Genomic DNA, 21,871 nt, shown 5'->3' on the forward strand with positions numbered 1-21,871 from the left:
ATTTGATTACATCTTTATTCCCGAAAGCTTTCACTGAGCGCGGGATAGTCTCTCTTTTAATATTCTCACCACATAATCCCTCTCCTCCCGGGTCATGCCGATGAGTATCACGGCCACGCCGATGAAAGCCATGATCGCAAATGTCCTTACCCCAAAACAGACGAGACCCCCGTATTCCTTTCCGGGAAGAATATAAATGAACAACGCGGACAGCAGGAATACGGCCAATGAGAACGACAAGCATTCCTTGCAAAAACGTGCTACCGGAAAAGCGAACTTCAATTTGGAGTGGATGAGCAGCACGACAAGCACAAGAGCCTTAAAAACAATGTTCAGCACAAAAACCGTCTCCACAGGCATCCCTAGCTTCAAGCAAACATACGAAGCCATGAAATTAACCGTATAGAGACTTGCCAAACCTATCTCGAAAGATTTTATGTTCCCCTGTGCCAGCATACCTGTTATAAGGGGGTTCAAAAAACACTCCACGAGTGAGTACAGAAGGGTAAGTACCACGAAATTCACCGTATGGGCGGGGACATCGACCAACCACAACCGCAACACATAATCAACGCCCGCACAAAGGGGCAACAAGATCATCAACATGATAAAAAAGCTGAACTTGCTGCACCGGATGATCAGGGAATACATCGCCTCCAGATTCCCGGAGGCGTAGTTCTTGGTGATTTGCGGATTCGAGGCTTGCATGAAATTCATGACGAAGCTATACACCGCCGCGTTGACTTGCATAGCGATCCCCCGTGCGGCATTGACAGCGGGACCACCAAACAGGTTTAAAAGGACGTTGCTTCCTTGGTCTTTCAGCACGATGGCCCCATTCCCCAAGAACGCCCAACCAGAAAAAGCGAACATGCGGGAAAGCAATCGCCTGTCGAAGCCCCACAGGAAACGGCACTCCGCAAAATGACGCTTGCAATAGAGCACATAGGTGAAACGCACGATCAAGGCCACCAACACCATGCTCAAGGCGTATAGCCAAAGCTTATCGACAGGGGAGATCAGTAACAAATAGGCCACCAGCAACTTCAAGACCACCTCGATGATGCTGATGTAAGCGAACGCCTTCATCTGCTCGTGGGCTATAATCAACGCATTATAGGGAACGCTCAGCAAATTGATGAAAAAGCTCAACACGGAGAACCCCAACACATAAAACGTCACGCCGAGGCGGTCGGACGGTATGACCATCTTATGCGCCACGAACCAAACCCCGAACGTGCCTATCAGCAAGGAGATGACAAGCCCCATGGCTATCTGTATCAACAAGGAGGATGAGAAAATGCGCCGCAACCGCAAGGTAGTGGCATCCGGCTGCCCCATCTCGTAGGTAATGAAACGGCCGATAGCCACCGACAAGGCACCCGACAAAATGTTGAACAGCGCCACAAATCCACCTACCACGTTGTAGATGCCATAATCCTCCTCGCCCAATACCTCCAGTACCACCCGTACCGTATACAAACTTACCGCCATCACCAATATCTGGCGGAAGTAGAGGAACAGCGTGTTCTTAGCGATCCGTTTATTGTTCACTGACGAAACTGACATAAGAAAGGATTCATTTTTACCCGATTTGAATTTTCGAGCAAAGTCATCGTATCAAGAGGCTTTGGTCAAGATAGTATAAAAATGGCTCGTTTTTTTGTAAGCACTCAATTTAGGGCATACCCCTTTGAAAGAGCACTTTTCAGTGCCCTAAACCGAGTTTTGTTAAATAATTAGTTTTGAAATTAACATTGGCTCGTAACCAAAGTGATTTTGTCAGGAACCATGTTAACATAATCCCTGCACCCGTTAAAGATATTTTAAAAAAAAGTTCCGATGAAGTTCCAGATAGAACTTAATATTCAATCTTCCATCCCTCGATCGTCCGTGTCTCCGTGCTGAAATTAATCCCAACCTTCACCACCGGTAACCCGCAAAGAGCGAAACGCTCCGGATAATTTTTCAAGTTGATTTGATCAAAGGCTATATCCGCGGTCCTATTCAACTTCAATTCCACGACATAAAGTGTTGTCGTGGTGCGCATCACCATGTCCACACGGCCTTGGGGGGTACGGACTTCCACGTCCACATACATTCCAAGCAGGCTGAAGATCGTATAAAGCAACGACTGGTAATGACCCTCGTAATCCGTATTGTCACATTGAGGGATGGTGGACAGGAAGGTCTGCAACAAACGCAACGCATCATCCATCCGCTCTCCTGCGATCGCCTCGAAAAGAAGGGCTACCGTGGTAAGCCCATCCGCGGTATATTGATGCAAAAAACCGGGAAGCAAGCTCTTCAACAATCCCATACGTACCTCCTTGTTGGGGATATCGAGCGTGTACAAATTCGTGAGCGGGGAATAGCCCTTTATCGTGACGTAACCACTCTGATAGAGCAAGGGCGTAATATCGAGCATCCGTTCCGTGGGGGCGTCAAACGACTCCGCCAACACTTTGCGTGCGCCTATTTGCTGGGGTTCCACGTGATACTTATCCAACATCTCGATCAAATAGGTAGGTGTACCACTATCAAACCAATAGGAACTGATTTTTCCCTTGCTCAAGGCGGTAAGCAAACTGAACGGATTATAAATATCGGATGACGGCCACGTGAAATGATAACCGTCATAATTATCTTTCAGGCGAAGAAAAGCCTCCTCTCCGGATATCCCCAGCTTCCCTGCCAGCAAATCGATATCCGCACCCATCTGACCGCGCAATTCCTCTTCCGAGATGCCGCAAAGCGAGGCATAAGCCTCGTCCATGCTGATGTTCTCAATATTGTTCAGCTCGCTGAATATGCTCAACTGTGAGAATTTCGTGATACCGGTGATGAACACGAAGCGCAAGTAAGGATCACACGCCTTCAACGGACTGTAGAAATTGCGCATCACGTCGCGCAATACGGGAAGATCCCTCTCCTCGTGTACCACATCCAAGAGCGGAGCGTCGTACTCATCAATCAAGACAACCACCTTCTGTCCGGTCTGGGCGTAGGCACGTTTGATCAGGCTCTCCAGACGCTGGTTGGTATAGACCGCGCTCTCATCGCGTCCGTATATTTCCTCGTAACCGGATAGTTTCCGTTCCAATTCACTCAACAAACGTTCCTGATCCATATGCTTCGCCGTGCTCATGTCGAAGTGAAGCACCGGATAGCTCGTCCATTCCTTTTCCAGCCGTTCCATCGCCAGCCCTTCGAACAGTTCCTTACGTCCCTCGAAGTAGCTGCGCAGCGTACTGGTCAGCAAGGATTTTCCAAAACGGCGGGGACGGCTCAAGAATTGATATTTCGAGGCGGAATGGGTCATTCGGTAGACCAGTTCCGTCTTGTCTACATACAGGTAATTCCCCTCCCGGATTTCAGAGAAGGTCTGGATGCCTATCGGATATAATCGTTCTTGTCCCATCATCGTATCGCCTATTTAGTCTTGAACCTCAAAGATTCAATTTTTCCCGGATTCAACGAATTTCACCTTGTTTTTTACAGATCATCGTTTCTACACAGGTGTTTTCGCGATAAAACAATTAATCGTCAAATGTAGCAACGACCATAAAATCAAGTTTATAGCCAACAAGAAGGTAATATTCATCCACCATGCCAACCATGCGTTCAATCCGATAAAAGACAACGCTATCCCAAGGATCGTCACCATCACCATCCGCACCCGCATCCCCGTGCGCAACAACTTATGATGAAAGTGATTCTTATCCGGCAAGAACGGGTTCTTGTGCTCACGCAGGCGATGCAAGACCACACGGATCACGTCCAACAGCGGAACCAGCACCGTAGAGAAAGCGATCACCATGTACGGGTTGGACAATGTCGGAGAGACCTCGTTCGTCACGCTCATGTGAATGATCAAGAAACTGATCACGTAGCCCAGCGTAAGGCTGCCGGCATCCCCCATGAAAAGCTTATGTCCACGGTTGGCGTTACCGAACACGTTGTAACACCAAAAGGGCATAAGGATACCCAGCGTACAGATCGCCAACAAGGCGTAAACATACTGCCCGCAAAGAAAGAATATCACGCTCAAGACCGACAAGGCGATACAACACAGACCCGAGGCCAGGCCGTCGATACCATCAATCAAGTTAATGGCATTTGTTATATATACCACGATAAACACCGTGAACGGCACCCCTACCCAAACCGGCACCGAGTAAATACCGAACAAGCCACCAAACGAGTCGAACCAGTTGCCTGACAGTACCAACAGAAACGCCGCAGCAATCTGCACGGCGAACTTATAGCGGTAGCCTACACCGACCAGATCGTCGCAAACACCCACCAGATAAAGCAGCGTCATGCCCACGAACAGGAACAGGTACTCATAAAGCATATTGAATGACAAGCCGGACACGTTCACATCCCAAAAGTACAGACGAAAACCGATCACCAGGAACATCGACATCAGGATCACTGGAAAAAAGGACAGCCCACCCAGACGAGGAACCGGCATCGTATGTACCTTACGGGCGTCCGGGACATCATAGAGCCGTTTCTTATGGGAAATCACCAAGATCCTCGGGATGATCACCATGCCGAGCGATACGGCAAACAGGAAACCGAATAATAGAAACAAAGATGTTTGCATGATCCTAACGTATAAGATTATTTCTTTCTTTCATCCATCTTCCCCCGCATGTAAGCGATATACCGCTCCACGGCTTCATGGGCCAGTCGGCGGAACCGATCCTCGTCATCCAGATGTTCCCAAAGGAGGTCCAACAGACGGACATAGATGCTGAAATGCATGTCTATACCTTTTTTAAAGCGTTATAGGTACTGCCGCCCATACCTCCGGTTACGCAGACGATGGATTTGGTCAGCTTGGTGACTTTCAGCAGCGTGTCGATGTAATCACCCAGACGGGGAAAGAATTGTTGTCGGTACATATGTGATAATCGTATTAATTTCTCTGAAATCCGTACGTGTGGGGATACGGCAGTCCCGATACCTCCCGGTCGTGCCACGACCGGTAATCTTCCGCAGGGAAAACGGGGACGGTCAATCGCTTATAATCCGGCTCGTCTATCCGCAAGATATGCTTGCGGGCGTACGAACGCAGCGAGCGATCCGTTACGGACACCATCACGACCGGAAACGGATACCCGAACAGGCGCATCGGCGTGGTCTCGCTGTCCGGGAACGCACGACGCAACTGATAGGCCGAACGCTCGAAGGCAACCCAGTAAGGCCCCGTACAATATAGGTGCATGGAGGTATGGTTCGCACGCTCACGTTCCATGATCTCGCACAAATGGTCGTTCAGCAACGCCACCAAACGAACGCCGGAAGGAAGGGTAGACATCAAATTTGAATTATGAATTTTGGATTATGATTTAAACTGTCAACTGCCACTTCTCAACTGTCAACTGATTCGTGGCCCAGCCATCTATCATAGTCGCCCAGCCGGTGGATCAAGGATAATTTACTTTTCTTAGGCGAGGGATCGACTTGCCAAGGATCCACTAGCTCGTGTGCCATGCGACGGTAGAGAGCGTTATCCGTACAGCCGTACAAGGTGACCAGCAACAGGGCACGGGATTGCGGTGCTTTCACGACAGGCAATAAGCCGCGCATCGTGTCGTGCAAGCGAACGAAAGCCTCCTCATCGCCCGACAGCTTATAGGTCGGGAGGAGCAACGCGCACAGCTTGCAGCGCATCACGTCTGTCTCCGCACGCAAAGAGGCATACCCCCGCAGTACCTCGCCGGCCAATCGTCGATCCTCCTCGCAGACACTGCCGGAAGCATGGTAACGTCCCAAGGCCTCGTGCAGGCCCTCCGACAGGCGGTCGTTGTCCAGATGGGTATAAACGTGCTTGCTCTTCGTGTTCAACTCGATCAACTCGTACTCACCCGCCTTTACCTCGAACAAGGGTACCCACATGCAATCCAGTATGCGCGCCATCACCTCCTTATGACCGCCGCCCGGCTGGATCACCACCTCGGCCTCCATCCCGGTAAAATAACCGGACGTGATGCGTACCCGATCCCCCTTCAACAAGCGGGTACTCTCCGGCACGTACACCGGGAGCTCGTTGGAGTAAGCCTCCGCCACCCAGCGCAAATTCGCCATCTCCTGATCCAAGAGGTGCGGGAAATAGGTCGTACTCCCGGAAGAGACACGGGGAAGGAAATTATACAAGGGGAGTGCCTGCTTCATGCGGAAGATTTCCTCTACCGAAGAACGGATAAACACGTAGTTGAACAGCAAAGGTCGCCTCGTGTTGACCAGCTTGCCACCCACCTTTCGCACCTCCACGTACGAGGGGGCGAAATACTCGAAAAGAGCCTCTCCCCGACGTTCCCGCCGGGAAAGCTCCACGTCCAAACCTTTGGAGGGGCTGATCCGGTCACGCCGTCCACCCGCGGCGGTAGGAAGCGTGAGCACGTACCAGCGCACGGCTTTCAAGTCATGACGCTTGCCGGCCTGTGTCAAGCCCCCCTTCGGGCAATCGTTTCTCAAAATACGCGTCGGCATGATTCTCTTTTCCCTAAGATATACGAGGAGTTCCCCTCTGATTAAACGACAATTCAAAGCCCTGCCAAGCGTACCCTATTTACGCCTAACACACAGCACTTTAAGTTTTCAAATATGGCATTTCTGAAAATTACCATACCTAGTGAATATTTAGCTACTCGGGAAGTAGCGTAAAAGGAGGTGAAAATTACCCAGCTGTAGAGACGGAGCGTGCTCCGTCTCCCATCGTCTGACGGTAATTTAAATACCATTTTGAGGAGATGAGACGGGGCACGCCCCGTCTCTACAGGGATACACACAGGTTATGGGGCATGGTGGAATGATACCGGGAACAAGAGGTCGTTTCACCCGCGTCACCATGTCTATACGTTTAGGATAAAATGGGAAAATCAAAGAATCGAGAGGATCAAACGCCTACAATGAGTAAACAAGCGGATCTATTCGCTTGTTTTTAGTTATTTTTTACTATATTCGCGGCATGAAAGAATACGCTACTTCCCGAGTAGCTAATCTCTTACCCCACCTCGGATACCGGTTTATACACGCTCTCGAAGCAAGCCCGGTTCACCGCCGACAGACGTTCCAAGGAAAAGCTCTTCAAGTAAATTTGCGTGGTCTTGATAGACGTATGCCCCAACAGCTCGCTGATCATCTCGATCGGTACGTCCTGTTCCTTCAAGGTCGTGGCGAAAGAGTGACGGATCGTGTACGAGGTGACCGGCTCACCCACACCACAAGTCTCCGCCAGCGACCTCAAGTCGCGGTTAAAGCGCAGCAAGGCGCCGTTGTATTCCGCATAGGCCGCCTCACCCGTTTTCTTCCCGCTCAGAAACGGGAACAGGTAAGGCGAGTCCTTGTCCGTGCAAACCGCCAACTCTTCCAACAAGAGCCGTACATCGGCCGGGATCTCCACCCGGATGAAAGACCCGCTCTTCTGACGGTGGTACGACAAGACCCCGTCCTTGACATTCTCTTTCCGCAAATGGGCGAAATCCACGAACGCCATCCCGCTGAACGAGAACATCAGGCAAAAACACAGCTGGGTTCTCCGCATCTCCGGCTCAACTCTCGGAGTCCCCATCAACGAGCGCAAGCTATCCAGAGGCAACGCCTTCTTCCGCTTGCTCTCCACGCCTGTAAACACCCCCTTGAACAGATTCGGGATATACGAAACCTCGCCAGCCTCCACCGCCAAGTTATAGATATGCCGGATTCGCCGCATATAGGTGGACACCGTATTGCGCATACAGCCCCGCTTCGACAGCCATGCCTGATAAAGCAAGAGCCTCTCTTTGTCTATATAGGCATAAGGGATTTCCTCCATCCCGCAAAAACACTTGAACGAGCGTAAAGCGTCCAGATAACTCTTCGCCGTGGAATAACGCCCCACCTCACGAAGGTGGGCTATATAAGCCAACATACCCGCCACCACGTCTTCTTTTTTCATATAAATCCTCCTTAAATCCTTGTTTATTCTGTTATCTTTTATTTAATCATGTCAACACCATTAACATTGGGACGAACTGTTCGTCCCGCACTTTATTTTATTAATCCGACCTTCACCGCCGTTAATCTAAGAAAAAGAATACATGAAAAATGAATTTAAAATGTCCCTTTTCGCAGCCCCGATCTCACCGGTCAAAGATAGCCTAACGGGACGAGTATCACGACCGGCTACCGTATATCCCAGTCGAGAAGTCACCTTACAGGAGGTGGCCCGACTCATCACCGGCGATCCGACCCTCGAACGCCTCACCCGGCAGCTCCGCCTCCCGCTTGAGACGGGTGACAAGGAACGATTCAGCGAGCTGAAACGGCAAACGCTACCGTATGTCACGCCTTGCGGGACTTTCTCCTACCGGAAAAGCGATCGGCTCCTAGCCCCGAGCGGATTGGTAGTAGTGGATGTAGACGGATTGGACTCTACCGCGGAGGCGGAAGCTCTTCGAAGACAGCTGTTCGACGATGCCTACCTATGCCCCGCCCTCTGCTTCATCAGCCCGAGCGAACGAGGCGTAAAGGCTTTCGTCCCCTATCCGGAACATCCCGGAAACGAGACACCCGCCTATATCTCCGAGCATATCCTAGGCGTAATGAACTACGTGGAATATGTGTATGGCGACGGAGAGACGCGAGGCTCCCAGAAAGTAGACCCGAGCGGCAAAGACATCGTCCGCTCTTGTTTCCTATGTCATGATCCCAACGCACTTTTTAGGATTTGAAATCTAACTCATAAATCATAAATTACATGTCAGACAGTTTATCCCGCTTAGTAGAAGCGGTTCGTTCGGCGGGTGTAGATATCGCCCCCGGATATTGTGAATACGTGCGCTTGGCGTTTGCCATCGCCAACGATTGCGGCGAGGCAGGACGAGAAGGGTTCATCGCCCTGTGTTCCCTATCGGTGAAGTTTAACCGGGAGAAGGCCGAACGGCTTTTCTCCAACGCCTTGAAAAAGGGAGACCACAGGATACACCTCGGTACGGCCTTCCACTTGGCCGAACTGGCGGGCGTACGCCTGGAGCCTCCAAGCCGCCCCCGCGATACGCACGCAAATAATGCAAGTAATGCAAGTAATGCAGCACCTTTTTCCCACACACGTGCGCGCGATAATAACGTAGAGATCGAGATCGAGGAGCAGGTCGATCCGTTCACCCACCTGCCCTTCTTCCCCGAGGGGCATGAGTGGCCCCGGATGTTGCGGCAGATCATGGCGTTCGGACAGAGCCGGGAGCAACGGGACGTACTCCTCCTCGGCGGGCTCACCACCTTGGGCGCCTCGCTCGCCCAGACGCTGCGGTTCCTATATGGAGGCAAATGGTTCTTCTCCAGTTTGCAAACCTTCATCGTCGCTCCCCCCGCCTCCGGAAAAGGCGTGCTCGCATGGACGCGAATGCTCGTGCAACCGATCCACGACGAGATCCGGGCGACCGTGGCGGAGGAGATGAAAAGGTATAAGAAAGAGATGACCTCCTTCAATTCCTTGGGACGGGAAAAGGCGAAAGCCGAGGAACCGGAAATGCCTCTCAACCGTATGTTTATATTCTCCGGCAACAACACCGGTACCGGTATCTTGCAGAATATCATCGACTCGGGCGGCGTGGGGATCATCTGCGAGACCGAGGCGGACATGGTCAGCAACTCCATCGCCTCGGATTATGGCCATTGGAGCGAGGTGATCCGCAGCTCGTTCGATCACGACCCACTCAGTTACAACCGGCGGACAGACCGGGAGTATCGGGAGCTGCGGCACTCCCACCTGTCGGTATTGATAAGCGGAACGCCCGGGCAGGTGAAGCCGCTGATCCCTTCCAGCGAGAACGGATTGTTCTCCCGGCAAATGTTCTATTATATGCCCCGTGTACTTCACTGGATCAACCAGTTCAGTCTACAGCGGACCGACACGTCGCTGGAATTCCAGAAATTGGGCAAGGACTGGATCGCTCACTTGAGAGAGATCCAGAAACTGGGGGTGATCTCGCTTCGCTTGACCGACGCGCAAATCGTCTCCTTCAACGAGGTGTTCCAAACCTTGTTCGAGCGCTCCCGGAAGGGTACCGGCAACGAGATGAACAGCTCCGTCGTACGGATGGCCATCAATATCGGACGTATCCTGTCGATCGTCGCCCTATTGCGAATAACAGGGGAATGCGAGGAGGCGGGAGACTTCGCCGCCAGCCTGCGCAAGTCGCCCCGGCTCACGCCAGACCCGCAGACCTGCTCCGACAACATCAAGGACGGGATCATCACCCGCTGGGATCTCTCCATCCAAGAGGATGATTTCCAAGCGGTCCTTTCCTTGGCCGAGCCTATGTACCTACACGCCGTACACATACTCTCGTTCCTTCCCGCCAACGAGGTGAAGAACCGGGGCATGGCCGACCAAGAACGTCTCTTCATCACCTTGGATACGGGTTTCACCTATCAATCCCTCTTGGAAGAAGCCGAGAAGCTGAAGATACCCAAAAACACCGCATGCAGTTGCTTGCAACGTTGGCAGAAACAGGGAATCGTCCGAAAGGGAGAAAAACGAGGGGATTATAAGAAAACATAATCCCTCTTCTTCCTCTTCTTTTAAGTATGTACGCACGTGTGTGGGAAAACAGGTACTGCATTACTTGCATTATTTGCATTACTCGCATAAGTCGCACGCCCCACACGTACACCGGCATCGCCTCACGCCTACGCCCGTACAGGGCCACGCCGATATACGTGTGGGCTAACGTCAATATACGCATGAAGCGATGCCGATATACGCATGCGAAAGCGAACGTGGAAGATCCTCGTTCAAGGACGGCCCAAATAGCGAAAGATCAGTTCCACTTGCAGGGAGGTGAAAATCCGCTGCCGGTTTTGGTAACCCGTCTCATCCAGCTCATGGCTGAGCTTCTGATGATGTCGGACCCATCCCGCCAAGCGGTTAAGAGCGGAACACGGACTGATATCGGGAGCATAGGCTATGGCCAACTCCCGTTTGCTATAAGGGCGCACCGGCCACTCATCCAGATATTCGTTGTTTGTTTGCATAAAATAGGTGTTTTTCAATTCATTTACAGGAATAAAGATACTGAAAAAGTACGAATCCGGCAACGATCCGATCCACTAATATTCATCTTTTATCACCTTATATACCCCGATTTCACACCGCCTCTACGAGACTCATTCCGGAGGAAACCGGAAGTCGTACATTCGTAATCGAAAACAGATCGATCCCATTTTCAATTATCAATTATCAATTTTTAATTATCAAAACTATGGCATTAAATTACAGTGTGGCCCTTCGGCCCAACCCTTTGAAGAAAGACGAGCCGGCGAAAGCGTACGCCACGGCACAGGTCAATGGAGAGCTGTCGCTCAAGCAACTGAGTCGCCGGGTATCCATGCAAACCACCGTCAGCCGTGCGGACGTGGTAGCGGTATTGATCTCCACCGTCGAGAACCTGCTTGATGCCCTCCAAGAGGGAAAGCAGGTGGATTTCGGCGATTTAGGCAAATTCCGTCTACAGATACTCAACGAGGGGGCGGAGAGTCTTGAGAAATTCACATCTACAAACATCACCGGTGTCAACATCCAGTATATACCGGGTGAGGACCTGAAGAACATCTTCGCCGGACTAGAGTTCCAGCCGGTGGCCAGTCGCAAGGCTCAGCAAGCCGTGCTTCGTGCGGAGAAGGCCGGGGAGACCTCTGTCGATATCAGCAAGAAGCCCGCTTCCGGAGGGGACGACTCGGAATCGCCTGACGAGATCTAGCGTGTCACTTTTGGCTTACACCCAATCGGTATGTCACTTTTGGCTTGACCCAAAAGTAACCAAAAGGTCAAGGCTGACGCGGACGGGCTACTTCGAGACCTGCGCTCGCTGTCGCATCCCAACTCGCTACGCTCAAACAGGGATGCTCCGGGCGCTCGCTACGGTCTCTCCGCTTCACGCCCGTCCGCTGAGGCCGTCCGAAGGAAAGCGTCGCTTTCCTCTTATATCAGCCGGGATATCATTATTCATTATTCATTGTTCACTATTAATTATTAATTATCATGAAGAAGTCTGTTTGGAGTACCATTCTCAAAGTGATCATCGCCGTAGCCACCGCCATCGCAGGGGCCTTCGGCCTGCAAGCTTGCCAATTGTTTTAGCAAGCCTCCCCCACCCATTCCCACTCCCTAAAGAAGACAACCTCCCCAAAAGAGGACACCCTCTACCCAGAAGGACAGTCTTTCTCAAGGGGCCGGCCTCTCCTCAAAGAGCCGGGAACGGCTCTCCATCCGGCCTTAGCGGGCGGGCGTAAAGCGAGGCGGCCGAAGTGAGCGACAGGAGCGTCCCTGTTTGAGCGAAGCGAGTTGGGACGCGACAGCGAGCGAAGGCCGACGAGTAGCCCGTCCGCGTCAGCCTTGAACTTTTGGTTACTTTTCTTTCAAGAGAAAAGTAACACACAAACTAAAAAAAGAATAAAAATGAAACAATATTGCTTTTACCAGAATTACAGGGAGGTTCGCCTCCTTGTAATTCATTGCAGCGCAACACGCTACGACCGGGATTTTCCCGTGGAAGCGCTTCGAAGCGCACACAAGGATCGTGGGTTCGCTGACATCGGCTATCATTACTATATCACCCGGGATGGCGAGCTGCACCGCTGCCGGCCGGAGAACCAGATCGGGGCACACGCCTCGGGCTGGAACGATCACAGTCTGGGTATTTGCTACGAGGGCGGATTGGATGAGCGAGGTCTTCCCGCTGATACCCGCACCTACGCCCAGCGTTGTACCCTGCTCGATCTCTTGCGGCAGCTACGCCGTGATTACCCGTCAGCGCATATCCTGGGACATTACCAACTCAGCCCCTATATCCGCAAGGCTTGCCCCTGCTTCGACGCGGAGAAAGAATATGCGGAATTGTATTAGGCTTCGTGATATTTGAATAGGCAACAGATTTTTTCGTATGTTTGCGGACAATATAGAAAATAAACAAAAAGATACGACATGAACTACTACGAACTTAGTTTCACATACACCTCTCCTATCGAGAAAGAGATTATCAATGACGTGCTGGCCGCCGAGTTGGGGGAAATCGGTTTTGAGAGCTTTACGGAAAGCGAGAAGGGTTTGCTGGGATATATATCCGAGGCTTTATACGACAAAAAGACATTGGATGATAAACTGGCCGACTTTCCGCTAGAGAATACCCGGATCGATTACACCTCCAAATGGGTAGAAAGCAAGGATTGGAATGAGGAGTGGGAGAAGAATTATTTCAAACCCATCCGGATCGGAAACGAGTGCATTATCCGTGCCTCCTTCCACGAGGCGGAGCCCGGCTATACATATAATATAATAATAGACCCGAAAATGGCTTTCGGCACCGGCAATCACGAAACGACTTATTTGATGATAAGCGAGATGCTGAAACTAGACCTAGAAGGTAAGGAGCTACTGGATATGGGATGCGGCACAGCCGTGCTGGCCATCTTGGCCCGGCTGAAAGGGGCGAAACGGGTAGCGGCCATCGACATCGACGAATGGGCTTATAACAACGCCCTAGAGAATATCCGCCTGAATCATACCGAAGACATACAAGTAGCCTTGGGCGGCGCCGAGAAAATCAAGGAATTCGGACTATTCGACATCGTCTTCGCCAATATCAACCGGAACATCCTCCTGAATGACATTTGTCAATATACAAACAGTATGAAACCGGGAAGCATCCTATTTATGAGCGGCTTTTATGTAGAAGATATCCCGGCGATAGAAGCAGAATGTCAGAAGAACGGGCTGAAATTGGATTCTTATAACGAAAGAAATAACTGGGTTGCCGTGAAGGTCTTAAAAGGATAACTTTTTTTAACAACAAAAGTTAAGACAAAGATAAACCTTAATCCAAATAAATACGTTATCTTAGTGGAAACTTCTAAAAAGAAAAAGTTATGAAAAGCGTAGATTCAAAATTATTACTTGGCCTTGTAGTAGGCGCGGCTGTTGGTGCCGCTGTAGGTTATTTGGCAGCGACAGATAAGAGAGAACAATTACTGGAAGAATTGAACGGTGTTGTCGGAAAAGTAAAAGAAGGTTTTAACTCCGCTCTTGCCAAATATAAAGAAGGAAAGCAAGAAGTAGTACAGGCAACAGAAGAAATCGTAGCTGAATAAGCTTTGTATGGAGAAAGATTCAGGAACAGTCTTCCGTGAGCTGAAAGAAGATGTATCGGCTTATGTGGAGTTAAAACTTGAGCTCCTAAAGTTGAGCACATATGAGAGAACGGGTAAAGTCATAGCCGTTCTCTCATATGGCTTGATATTATTGTTCTTGGCGTTCTTCGCCATCTTGTTCATATTCTTGGCCTTGGGCTTCTTCCTAGGGGATTGGCTCGGCTCCTCCGGGTTCGGATTCGGTATCGTGGCGGTCTTGTACCTGCTACTTATCGGCATTATAATAATGAATAGGGACAGGATCAGCACAAAAGTATTAAATGAGGTAATAGCCGCCATGACGGCGAATGACGATAAAAATAACGCGACAAACGATGAACAACCGGCAAACCCCACTGGAGAAACTGATTTCTGACAAAGAACGCATACAGAGACAATGTAAGCGACAGGAACAGAAATTGAATGAGGATTTCTCTTATATACAGGAGAACGCCGGAAGTTTATTGTTATCCGGATTATCGTCTCTCCTTTTCCCGAGCAATAAGTCAACGACAAAAACAAACGACAAGAACACAGCTCCCGTAACGGCTGGACAACCCTCCATCGCTTTAGGGATCTCAGACTATTTATCCATAGCGAAAGGCATGATTCCCATCGCTTGGGATCTCGCTCAACCATTTATTATGACGTGGGGAATCAAAAAAGCGAAAAAATGGTTCTCTAATCTCTTATTCAAGAAAAAGAAATAACCTCCAACAATTAATTTATGTTAGAGGGCAGCTTTTTTCTAGCTATATTATAAGGCTCAATACAAAAAACATGACTACATTTGCAGTCGTTAAAGCAAGGATAAAATGAATATCTACTCCTTGCGATGGATAAGAGATAAAAATAAAGACTTATTATTAATAAACCCATAAAAAGTTTTATTACAATGATCAAACTAGGTATTAACGGTTTTGGCCGTATCGGACGTATGGTGTTCCGTGCTGCAGTTGCTAACTTTGGCAACGATATTCAAGTTGTAGGTATCAACGACCTTTTGGATGCTGATTACTTGGCATACATGTTGAAATATGACTCAGTACACGGTCGTTTCGACGGCGAAGTAGCTGTAGAAGACGGCGCTTTGGTTGTAAACGGTAACAAGATCCGTTTAACTGCTGAGATGGATCCTGCTAACTTGAAATGGAACGAGGTTGACGCTGACGTTGTTGTTGAGTCTACTGGTTTCTTCTTGACAGACGAGACAGCTCGCAAACACATCCAAGCTGGCGCTAAGAAAGTTATCATGTCTGCTCCTTCTAAGGACGCTACTCCTATGTTCGTTTACGGTGTTAACCATACAACTTACGCAGGTCAAGACATTATCTCTAACGCTTCTTGTACTACAAACTGCTTGGCTCCTATCGCTAAGGTTTTGAACGACAAGTTCGGTATCGTTAAAGGTTTGATGACGACAGTTCACGCTGCTACAGCTACTCAGAAGACTGTAGACGGTCCTTCTAAGAAAGACTGGAGAGGTGGTCGTGGTATCCTTGAGAACATCATCCCTTCTTCAACGGGTGCCGCTAAGGCTGTAGGTAAAGTATTACCTGTATTGAACGGCAAATTGACAGGTATGGCTTTCCGTGTACCGACTTCTGATGTTTCTGTTGTTGACTTGACAGTAGTTCTTGAGAAAGAGGCTTCTATGGCTGACATCTGCGCTGCAATGAAGGAGGCTTCTGAAGGCGAATTGAAAGGTGTTCTTGGTTATACTGAAGACGCAGTTGTTTCAACTGACTTCCGTGGCTGTGCTAACACTTCTATCTTCGACGCTAAAGCTGGTATCTCTTTGGATTCTAACTTCGCTAAGATCGTATCTTGGTACGACAACGAGTGGGGTTATTCAAACAAAGTTTGTGAGATGGCTCGCGTTATCGCTGGTAAGTAATTTATTACCACTCTACATAGAAAAGGCTATCCTCTTTGAGGATGGCCTTTTTTTTCGTACGTTTGTATTATGAAATCATATGAACTTATCACGATTCTAGGGCCTACGGCTTCCGGAAAGACGACCTTCGCCGCCGCTCTCGCCGCCCAGTTGGATACGGAGATCATCAGCGCTGATTCTCGGCAGATCTATCGTTCTATGGATATCGGGACGGGTAAGGATTTGGCCGATTACAACGTGAATGGAAAACAAATCCCCTATCACTTGATCGATATCTGCGAGCCCGGCTATAAATATAACGTATTTGAGTATCAGCATGACTTTTTCCGGGTCTATGAGGATATGAAGCGGAGGGGTAAACTCCCGATCTTATGTGGAGGAACCGGGATGTACATAGAGGCCGTACTAAAAGGATATAAGCTATTAGACGTGCCTCAAAATCCTGAGCTAAGGGAATCCTTGAGGAATAAAACCTTGGAGGAACTGGAAACCATCCTCGCCTCTTATAAGATATTACATAATAAAACGGACGTGGACACCGCCCAGCGGGCTATCCGTGCGATCGAGATCGAGGAGTATTATAAGACTCAGGCACCAGACGTAAATGAATATAATCCGATCAACAGCCTGATCATCGGTATCCACATCGACCGGGAATTACGTAGGGAAAAAATATCCAGACGCTTGCGGACCCGGTTGGACGAAGGAATGGTGGATGAGGTTCGTACGATCTTGGCTACGGGTGTTAAACCGGAGGACTTGATCTATTACGGATTGGAATATAAGTTTCTTACTTTATATATTATCGGGGAACTCTCTTTTGAGGAGATGGTCTCGCAACTCGAGATAGCTATCCATCAATTCGCCAAGAGGCAAATGACTTGGTTCCGGGGCATGGAGCGCCGGGGTTGCGAGATTCATTGGATAGACGCCACTCTACCGACCGAAGAAAAAATAGCGACAACAATGCGAATTCTAAATAATCAGCTATGATAACAATAAACGATCTAAATAAAAGCGAGAACTTCTTCTTGATGGCAGGTCCTTGCGTAATCGAGGGGGAAGATATGGCGTTACGTATCGCCGAGAAAATAGTGGGTATCACGGAAAGACTGCATATACCCTATGTATTCAAAGGCTCCTATCGGAAAGCGAATCGCTCCCGTCTGGATTCTTTCACGGGCATCGGGGATGAGAAGGCGTTAAAGATCTTACGGAAGGTGAGCGAGACGTTCGATATTCCCACCGTTACCGACATCCATGAGACAACGGAAGCTGCCATGGCCGCCGAATATGTCGATGTCCTTCAAATCCCGGCTTTCCTATGCCGCCAAACGGATTTATTGGTAGCGGCGGCCGAGACCGGGAAGATCGTCAATATAAAGAAAGGACAGTTCCTTTCGCCGGGTGCCATGCAATTCGCCGTACAAAAGGTAGTGGACGCAGGAAATGATAATGTCATGATCACCGAGCGGGGAACGACATTCGGCTATACCGACCTTGTTGTCGATTTCCGGGGTATCCCGCAAATGCAAACATTCGGTTTCCCAGTCATTATGGATGTAACCCATTCCTTGCAACAGCCGAACCAAACCTCCGGCGTGACCGGTGGATTGCCCGCCCTTATCGAGACGATAGCGAAAGCCGCTATAGCCATAGGCACGGACGGCCTGTTTATAGAGACCCACCCGGAGCCAAGCCAAGCCAAATCCGACGGGGCCAATATGCTCAGACTGGATTTATTAGAAGATCTTTTGACACGTTTGGTACGTTTACGCCAAGCGATCCTATAAAAAATAAGGGGCCCTTACTAAAAAGGCCCCTTTATTTCTTATTTTTACGATCAATAATCTAATTATCCCATCTTGCTGATTTTCTTCAACCGATCTTCATCTATCAACTTAATCTTTCTACCGTCTAAAGCAATGATACGTTCCGCCACAAAGGTAGACAACGTGCGAATAGCATTCGATGTAGTCATATTAGATAGATTTGCCAGATCTTCACGAGCCAAATAGATGCTTAACGTAGCACCGTCTTCTTCCAGTCCGTAACTATCTTTCAGGAATAACAAAGATTCAGCTAATCGCCCACGAATATGTTTTTGCGTAAGGTTAACCGTACGTTCATCCGAGATACCGAGATCAATGGATAATTGTCGGATGAAAAACATAGCCAAATTCGGATTACTCATTAAAAGGCCCGTAACCACTGTCATAGGAATCATGCAAACCGTAGAAGCCTCGAATGCGGAAGCGTTCGTCAAGTAATCTTCTTGAGCGAAACTAGCCCGGTAACCAAAATACTGCACAGGCTTAATCATTCGGATAATCTGGCTTCTGCCACCTACTCCATCCTTGTAAATCTTCACTTTACCCTTTAACAAGCACATCATGTCCTTTGGTTCGTCGCCCTCGCAATAAATCAACTCGTTACGTTTGAAATGCTGGATCGTCGAATTACTACGGAGGATCTCACGTTCCTTATCGGTCAGAACCCTCCACACCTCTGATAAACTGGCCGATAAATCGACCTCTTCTTTTTGCTGTTTAACCACGACTGCTATATAACATACTTATGAAGCACAAATATACGATTTTTCTTTTGATAAAATAAAAACTTTTGTACGATTAATTACACCATATTGTAACATTTTACTTTCTTTCACGTCTAAACTGAAATTTATTCATTATGTTTGTCTGGAAAGAATGTAAAATCGTTGAAAAAGTTATATTCGATACTTACCTTGATTTTAATCTCTATAAGTATTTTCGCGAAGAGCACTGATACTTATAGTGATAAGATCCTGTCTTTTGGCAAGGGGAATCGAGAAACGAGAGAACGGGCGGACTCGATCATGCACCTTGTTATCGAAAAGGCAACCCAATACCAAAATACGGTATCGAAATATGAGGCTGAGATCTATATCAAAGGACGTACAGAAATTTTAAAACAAAATATGTTAATACGTCTCGCCCACCATATCTTCCCTATCGACCGAAAAAATAAGGATATGCTTTTTGAGATGGTCAGCCAATCTAAATTTAACGCTCCGCAGAACTATCTTCATGATCTAAAGGCGGTCAACGGAAACAGCATACCCAACGGGAAAAAGCAGCAGGAGGCCTTGGCCTTCTTGAATTTGAACGTATACTCCCCTACCGCTTACGATGATGCTATCTTCATGCCGATAGCTAGCAACGCTTTTAAGTTTTATACGTTCAATTTGGAAGGGCTGGAAACTATCAACGGCTTGACGATTTACAAAATCCGTTTCCTGCCGAAGCAATGGAGCCAGAAATTGGTATGCGGGGATCTATATATCATCGACCAGTCATGGACGATCGATAAGATCGATATGAACGGTCGTTACTCTTTCGCCGAATTCAACCTAGTCATGAGCTACGGACGGGATTTCAGGCGGTTCATCCTGCCCGAGAAGGCGGATCTATTCCTCCGATACAGGGTATTGGGAAACGCAGTGGCAACCACCTACCATTCTTCCTTTAAGTATCAGGAAGTGGAATGGGTGGAGGAGGACAACGAAAGCCATAAATGGAAATCCTTGGACCTGACCAATTATTACAAGCTCTCGTCCGATACGGTTCCTATTATCAGGGATTCCACGTATTGGAATATCCATCGTGACAATCCCTTGAGTCCGGATGAAGCCCACTTATACAATAAAGCCCAAGAGCAGAATATAAATAAAATCGATACGGCCGATGATCTCCAGAAGTACGTTAAACTAACGGAGCAGTTAACGAATACGGTCAATATGGATTATAAAACGACCCGTATTAAATATTCCGGGCTTCTGAATCCATTCCAATTGGGTTATTCCGCCCGTAACGGCATCACTTACAAACAGCGATTCCGTATCAGCAAGACATTTACCCGTGACAAGCAAATTCGTTTTCGTCCGGAGATAGGTTACGTATTCAAGCGCAAGCAGATATTTTTCAAGGTTGGAGGCGATTGGGAATACTCGCCGCAGAAACGGGGAATTTTATCGGTAGAAGTAGGAAACAGTAATGAAAGCTATTCCTCCGAGATCACCCAAAAGATCAATGAGGAACTAAAGGATTCCACCTTCAATTTTGATGATTTAAACCTTGAGTATTTCAAACACTACTATGCGGAAATAAAAAACTCCATTGAGTTATTCAATGGGTTTCAATTAACAACAGGCATCTCTTACCATCGCCGTATCCCCTCTAAAAAGAAAGTGGCGATTGATCCCGGGGATGATGTAGAGGAAATACTTAGCCAAAATTATAATGACTTTACGCCCACGCTCGGTTTCTCCTATACCCCCCGCCAATATTATCGCATGGACGGATACCGGAAGGAGTATGTCTATTCGTATTATCCCACGATATCAATCGAAATAGCGAGAGGTATCCCCGGAGTCGGGAAAAGCTCGGGAGATTACGGACGTATAGAGGCGGACATGCATCAAAGCCTTATGCTTGGCCTGTGCAGACGATTGAACTATCATATCAGCGCCGGTCTTTATACGCAACAGAAGTCTACCTATTTCGCGGACTTTAGGTATTTCACCCGCAGGAATTTCCCCGATACATGGGATGATCAGATTGGCGGAGTCTTCAATCTACTGAAAGGCGAGTGGTTCAATGCCTCCGATAAGTATATACAAGCACATTTCATGTATGAAAGCCCTTTTGTCTTATTCAAGATCCTCCGCATCAACTCCACGAAAAAATTCATGCAAACGGCCTCACGCTATATCCTCTCCGAACGCTTTTATCTGAGCCAGCTATGGACACCGGTCTTGCCTAGCTATACGGAAGTCGGATACGGGATCGGGAACCATATCTTTAATATCGGGATATTCGCCGGATTCGATCGCTGGCATTACCAAAGCATGGGATTCAAGTTTGCCTTCGAGTTATTTCAATAAATCGATAGTGGGCGGGCTACCAATATCCCTTTACAGCTCTTTATCCCCTCGGCGTAATCTCGTAAGGAGGATGCTTGGATGATTACCTTTTTAGCGGAAGAAGAGGCATGGATAAATGTCAGTTGTCCATCCTTCCAATAGGCAATCCCGACATGCGTCACGTCCAGCCCCTTGATAGAAGTAACAAAACAGAGGATATCGCCATTCTTGATTCCGGACGAACATTTCTCGATCTCCTGTTTAGGCACATAATAATGAGGACGCAGGTTTATCTCCTTTTCCTTATCGGCCATCCTTCGAACCCTTTCCGGATGGTTCTTCAATTGCTTATAGCTATCCGGATGCGTGGATATAAAAGATAAATCCAAAGGTAGGGAGGCACCACCGATCTCCCGCCCTATATCTTTCACGATTCCTTTTCGCTCGTTCTCATAGAACCAGTCGGTCATATAATGCAAACGATCCGTGTAATCATGGATTGTGCCGTCTCTGTACCGGAGCTGCTGTAAATTCTCACAAAAGTTCTCAAAGGTAGGATTTTCTTCCCGTAGGGTGCGGGATAAAGCCAATACGGTCTCCGCAAATGTAGTACAATCCAATTCCTGCAGATTGACCACCAAGCCCTCCGGCTCCTTTTCCAAGGTAGAGGCGACATAAGGAGTCCCCCGGAAGAAAAGGGCGGTATGGATCATTAGCTCGTCTAGGGGTAACGATTTCTCAGGTTCCATCTGGGTACAATACCGATCGAAAATAGCACGATCCTCATCCGTACAATACAACTTACGGGATGTATGCTCTTGGGCGTTCACTAAAAACACCATACATACACACATCCAAAAACCGAGCAGTAGCATTCCCCTTCTCATAAG

General features: G+C 48.5%; 24 protein-coding genes and 1 pseudogene. 14 read left to right on the plus strand and 11 right to left on the minus strand.

Features of this window, described 5'->3' with window-relative positions; translation table 11 throughout:
* Positions 1–30: 30 nt before the first annotated feature.
* From CI959_RS01380 to CI959_RS01405, 8 genes are all read right to left on the minus strand, one after another.
* The gene (locus CI959_RS01380; RefSeq protein WP_005861874.1) at positions 31–1,569 is read right to left on the minus strand and encodes an oligosaccharide flippase family protein; all 1,539 of its coding nucleotides are present in this window, start codon (positions 1,567–1,569) and stop codon (positions 31–33) included.
* A 292-nt stretch (positions 1,570–1,861) separates the two neighbouring features.
* Complete coding sequence (locus CI959_RS01385; RefSeq protein WP_036629199.1) at positions 1,862–3,421, minus strand: ATP-binding protein; 1,560 nt, start codon at positions 3,419–3,421, stop codon at positions 1,862–1,864.
* Between the two features lie 90 nt (positions 3,422–3,511).
* Positions 3,512–4,612, minus strand: a complete 1,101-nt coding sequence (locus tag CI959_RS01390; protein ID WP_057317598.1) for an MraY family glycosyltransferase — start codon at positions 4,610–4,612, stop codon at positions 3,512–3,514.
* Positions 4,613–4,629: 17 nt separating this feature from the next.
* Positions 4,630–4,773, minus strand: coding sequence for a hypothetical protein (locus CI959_RS21425; protein ID WP_005861867.1), 144 nt, complete (start codon positions 4,771–4,773; stop codon positions 4,630–4,632).
* Positions 4,774–4,775: 2 nt separating this feature from the next.
* On the minus strand, positions 4,776–4,913 hold the full coding sequence (locus CI959_RS21430; protein WP_005861865.1) for a hypothetical protein: 138 nt from the start codon (positions 4,911–4,913) through the stop codon (positions 4,776–4,778).
* Positions 4,914–4,927: 14 nt separating this feature from the next.
* Positions 4,928–5,329 (minus strand): hypothetical protein, encoded by a 402-nt coding sequence (locus CI959_RS01395; protein ID WP_005861863.1) that lies wholly within the window; start codon positions 5,327–5,329, stop codon positions 4,928–4,930.
* A gap of 53 nt (positions 5,330–5,382) precedes the next feature.
* Positions 5,383–6,504, minus strand: a complete 1,122-nt coding sequence (locus CI959_RS01400; RefSeq protein WP_057317597.1) for a transcription termination/antitermination protein NusG — start codon at positions 6,502–6,504, stop codon at positions 5,383–5,385.
* A 514-nt stretch (positions 6,505–7,018) separates the two neighbouring features.
* Positions 7,019–7,951, minus strand: a complete 933-nt coding sequence (locus CI959_RS01405) for a site-specific integrase (protein WP_057317596.1) — start codon at positions 7,949–7,951, stop codon at positions 7,019–7,021.
* A 142-nt stretch (positions 7,952–8,093) separates the two neighbouring features.
* Here CI959_RS01405 and CI959_RS01410 point away from each other — a divergent pair, with 142 nt between their 5' ends.
* Together CI959_RS01410 and CI959_RS01415 are read left to right on the plus strand one after the other, a co-directional pair.
* Positions 8,094–8,726 (plus strand): BT4734/BF3469 family protein, encoded by a 633-nt coding sequence (locus CI959_RS01410; RefSeq protein WP_010185435.1) that lies wholly within the window; start codon positions 8,094–8,096, stop codon positions 8,724–8,726.
* A gap of 26 nt (positions 8,727–8,752) precedes the next feature.
* Positions 8,753–10,558, plus strand: coding sequence for a DUF3987 domain-containing protein (locus CI959_RS01415; protein ID WP_057317595.1), 1,806 nt, complete (start codon positions 8,753–8,755; stop codon positions 10,556–10,558).
* 233 nt (positions 10,559–10,791) lie between these two features.
* On the opposite strand, the gene CI959_RS01420 is transcribed toward CI959_RS01415, so the two are convergent.
* Complete coding sequence (locus CI959_RS01420; RefSeq protein ID WP_057317594.1) at positions 10,792–11,031, minus strand: DUF4248 domain-containing protein; 240 nt, start codon at positions 11,029–11,031, stop codon at positions 10,792–10,794.
* Between the two features lie 227 nt (positions 11,032–11,258).
* Here CI959_RS01420 and CI959_RS01425 point away from each other — a divergent pair, with 227 nt between their 5' ends.
* The 11 genes and pseudogenes from CI959_RS01425 to kdsA all read left to right on the plus strand — a co-directional run bounded on the left by CI959_RS01425 (position 11,259) and on the right by kdsA (position 17,871).
* Positions 11,259–11,756: an HU family DNA-binding protein gene (locus CI959_RS01425; RefSeq protein WP_005865971.1), complete on the plus strand. Its 498-nt coding sequence runs from the start codon at positions 11,259–11,261 to the stop codon at positions 11,754–11,756.
* A gap of 10 nt (positions 11,757–11,766) precedes the next feature.
* Positions 11,767–11,994, plus strand: a pseudogene (locus tag CI959_RS22050) (hypothetical protein); the annotation flags it as partial.
* Between the two features lie 43 nt (positions 11,995–12,037).
* Positions 12,038–12,136 (plus strand): smalltalk protein, encoded by a 99-nt coding sequence (locus CI959_RS21435; protein ID WP_005861849.1) that lies wholly within the window; start codon positions 12,038–12,040, stop codon positions 12,134–12,136.
* Positions 12,137–12,454: 318 nt separating this feature from the next.
* Positions 12,455–12,901, plus strand: a complete 447-nt coding sequence (locus CI959_RS01440; protein WP_008780824.1) for an N-acetylmuramoyl-L-alanine amidase — start codon at positions 12,455–12,457, stop codon at positions 12,899–12,901.
* Between the two features lie 78 nt (positions 12,902–12,979).
* The gene (gene prmA / locus CI959_RS01445; protein ID WP_005861841.1) at positions 12,980–13,831 is read left to right on the plus strand and encodes a 50S ribosomal protein L11 methyltransferase; all 852 of its coding nucleotides are present in this window, start codon (positions 12,980–12,982) and stop codon (positions 13,829–13,831) included.
* Positions 13,832–13,920: 89 nt separating this feature from the next.
* Positions 13,921–14,142 carry a YtxH domain-containing protein gene (locus tag CI959_RS01450; RefSeq protein WP_005861840.1) on the plus strand — a complete coding sequence of 74 codons (222 nt, stop codon included), beginning with the start codon at positions 13,921–13,923 and terminating at the stop codon, positions 14,140–14,142.
* 7 nt (positions 14,143–14,149) lie between these two features.
* On the plus strand, positions 14,150–14,557 hold the full coding sequence (locus CI959_RS01455) for a phage holin family protein (protein ID WP_005861838.1): 408 nt from the start codon (positions 14,150–14,152) through the stop codon (positions 14,555–14,557).
* Complete coding sequence (locus CI959_RS01460) at positions 14,517–14,891, plus strand: hypothetical protein (protein ID WP_005861836.1); 375 nt, start codon at positions 14,517–14,519, stop codon at positions 14,889–14,891. The genes CI959_RS01455 and CI959_RS01460 overlap by 41 nt, the downstream gene beginning before the upstream one ends.
* A 185-nt stretch (positions 14,892–15,076) precedes the next feature.
* Positions 15,077–16,078 carry a type I glyceraldehyde-3-phosphate dehydrogenase gene (gap, locus tag CI959_RS01465; RefSeq protein ID WP_005861834.1) on the plus strand — a complete coding sequence of 334 codons (1,002 nt, stop codon included), beginning with the start codon at positions 15,077–15,079 and terminating at the stop codon, positions 16,076–16,078.
* 69 nt (positions 16,079–16,147) lie between these two features.
* Entirely contained in the window at positions 16,148–17,071 is a 924-nt protein-coding gene (gene miaA / locus CI959_RS01470) for a tRNA (adenosine(37)-N6)-dimethylallyltransferase MiaA (protein WP_005861832.1), read from the plus strand.
* On the plus strand, positions 17,068–17,871 hold the full coding sequence (gene kdsA, locus CI959_RS01475) for a 3-deoxy-8-phosphooctulonate synthase (protein WP_008780822.1): 804 nt from the start codon (positions 17,068–17,070) through the stop codon (positions 17,869–17,871). Before miaA ends, kdsA begins: the two co-directional genes overlap by 4 nt.
* A gap of 62 nt (positions 17,872–17,933) precedes the next feature.
* Here the strand turns inward: kdsA and CI959_RS01480 are convergent, their stop codons facing one another.
* The gene (locus CI959_RS01480) at positions 17,934–18,635 is read right to left on the minus strand and encodes a Crp/Fnr family transcriptional regulator (protein WP_005861828.1); all 702 of its coding nucleotides are present in this window, start codon (positions 18,633–18,635) and stop codon (positions 17,934–17,936) included.
* A 162-nt stretch (positions 18,636–18,797) separates the two neighbouring features.
* Here CI959_RS01480 and CI959_RS01485 point away from each other — a divergent pair, with 162 nt between their 5' ends.
* Positions 18,798–21,002, plus strand: a complete 2,205-nt coding sequence (locus CI959_RS01485) for a DUF5686 family protein (protein WP_057317593.1) — start codon at positions 18,798–18,800, stop codon at positions 21,000–21,002.
* On the opposite strand, the gene CI959_RS01490 is transcribed toward CI959_RS01485, so the two are convergent.
* Complete coding sequence (locus CI959_RS01490; RefSeq protein ID WP_057317592.1) at positions 20,996–21,868, minus strand: N-acetylmuramoyl-L-alanine amidase-like domain-containing protein; 873 nt, start codon at positions 21,866–21,868, stop codon at positions 20,996–20,998. The genes CI959_RS01485 and CI959_RS01490 overlap by 7 nt on opposite strands.
* Positions 21,869–21,871: the final 3 nt, after the last annotated feature.

It is taken from the genome of Parabacteroides sp. AT13, assembly GCF_002272965.1.
Classification (GTDB): domain Bacteria; phylum Bacteroidota; class Bacteroidia; order Bacteroidales; family Tannerellaceae; genus Parabacteroides; species Parabacteroides distasonis.

What these genes read in the sequence shown, in the direction of transcription:
- CI959_RS01380 (WP_005861874.1), bottom strand. Translation starts at nt 1,569, where the DNA reads ATGTCAGTTTCGTCAGTGAACAATAAACGGATCGCTAAGAACACGCTG.
- CI959_RS01385 (WP_036629199.1), bottom strand. Translation starts at nt 3,421, where the DNA reads ATGGGACAAGAACGATTATATCCGATAGGCATCCAGACCTTCTCTGAA.
- CI959_RS01390 (WP_057317598.1), bottom strand. Translation starts at nt 4,612, where the DNA reads ATGCAAACATCTTTGTTTCTATTATTCGGTTTCCTGTTTGCCGTATCG.
- CI959_RS21425 (WP_005861867.1), bottom strand. Translation starts at nt 4,773, where the DNA reads ATGCATTTCAGCATCTATGTCCGTCTGTTGGACCTCCTTTGGGAACAT.
- CI959_RS21430 (WP_005861865.1), bottom strand. Translation starts at nt 4,913, where the DNA reads ATGTACCGACAACAATTCTTTCCCCGTCTGGGTGATTACATCGACACG.
- CI959_RS01395 (WP_005861863.1), bottom strand. Translation starts at nt 5,329, where the DNA reads ATGTCTACCCTTCCTTCCGGCGTTCGTTTGGTGGCGTTGCTGAACGAC.
- CI959_RS01400 (WP_057317597.1), bottom strand. Translation starts at nt 6,504, where the DNA reads ATGCCGACGCGTATTTTGAGAAACGATTGCCCGAAGGGGGGCTTGACA.
- CI959_RS01405 (WP_057317596.1), bottom strand. Translation starts at nt 7,951, where the DNA reads ATGAAAAAAGAAGACGTGGTGGCGGGTATGTTGGCTTATATAGCCCAC.
- CI959_RS01410 (WP_010185435.1), top strand. Translation starts at nt 8,094, where the DNA reads ATGAAAAATGAATTTAAAATGTCCCTTTTCGCAGCCCCGATCTCACCG.
- CI959_RS01415 (WP_057317595.1), top strand. Translation starts at nt 8,753, where the DNA reads ATGTCAGACAGTTTATCCCGCTTAGTAGAAGCGGTTCGTTCGGCGGGT.
- CI959_RS01420 (WP_057317594.1), bottom strand. Translation starts at nt 11,031, where the DNA reads ATGCAAACAAACAACGAATATCTGGATGAGTGGCCGGTGCGCCCTTAT.
- CI959_RS01425 (WP_005865971.1), top strand. Translation starts at nt 11,259, where the DNA reads ATGGCATTAAATTACAGTGTGGCCCTTCGGCCCAACCCTTTGAAGAAA.
- CI959_RS21435 (WP_005861849.1), top strand. Translation starts at nt 12,038, where the DNA reads ATGAAGAAGTCTGTTTGGAGTACCATTCTCAAAGTGATCATCGCCGTA.
- CI959_RS01440 (WP_008780824.1), top strand. Translation starts at nt 12,455, where the DNA reads ATGAAACAATATTGCTTTTACCAGAATTACAGGGAGGTTCGCCTCCTT.
- prmA (WP_005861841.1), top strand. Translation starts at nt 12,980, where the DNA reads ATGAACTACTACGAACTTAGTTTCACATACACCTCTCCTATCGAGAAA.
- CI959_RS01450 (WP_005861840.1), top strand. Translation starts at nt 13,921, where the DNA reads ATGAAAAGCGTAGATTCAAAATTATTACTTGGCCTTGTAGTAGGCGCG.
- CI959_RS01455 (WP_005861838.1), top strand. Translation starts at nt 14,150, where the DNA reads ATGGAGAAAGATTCAGGAACAGTCTTCCGTGAGCTGAAAGAAGATGTA.
- CI959_RS01460 (WP_005861836.1), top strand. Translation starts at nt 14,517, where the DNA reads ATGAACAACCGGCAAACCCCACTGGAGAAACTGATTTCTGACAAAGAA.
- gap (WP_005861834.1), top strand. Translation starts at nt 15,077, where the DNA reads ATGATCAAACTAGGTATTAACGGTTTTGGCCGTATCGGACGTATGGTG.
- miaA (WP_005861832.1), top strand. Translation starts at nt 16,148, where the DNA reads ATGAAATCATATGAACTTATCACGATTCTAGGGCCTACGGCTTCCGGA.
- kdsA (WP_008780822.1), top strand. Translation starts at nt 17,068, where the DNA reads ATGATAACAATAAACGATCTAAATAAAAGCGAGAACTTCTTCTTGATG.
- CI959_RS01490 (WP_057317592.1), bottom strand. Translation starts at nt 21,868, where the DNA reads ATGAGAAGGGGAATGCTACTGCTCGGTTTTTGGATGTGTGTATGTATG.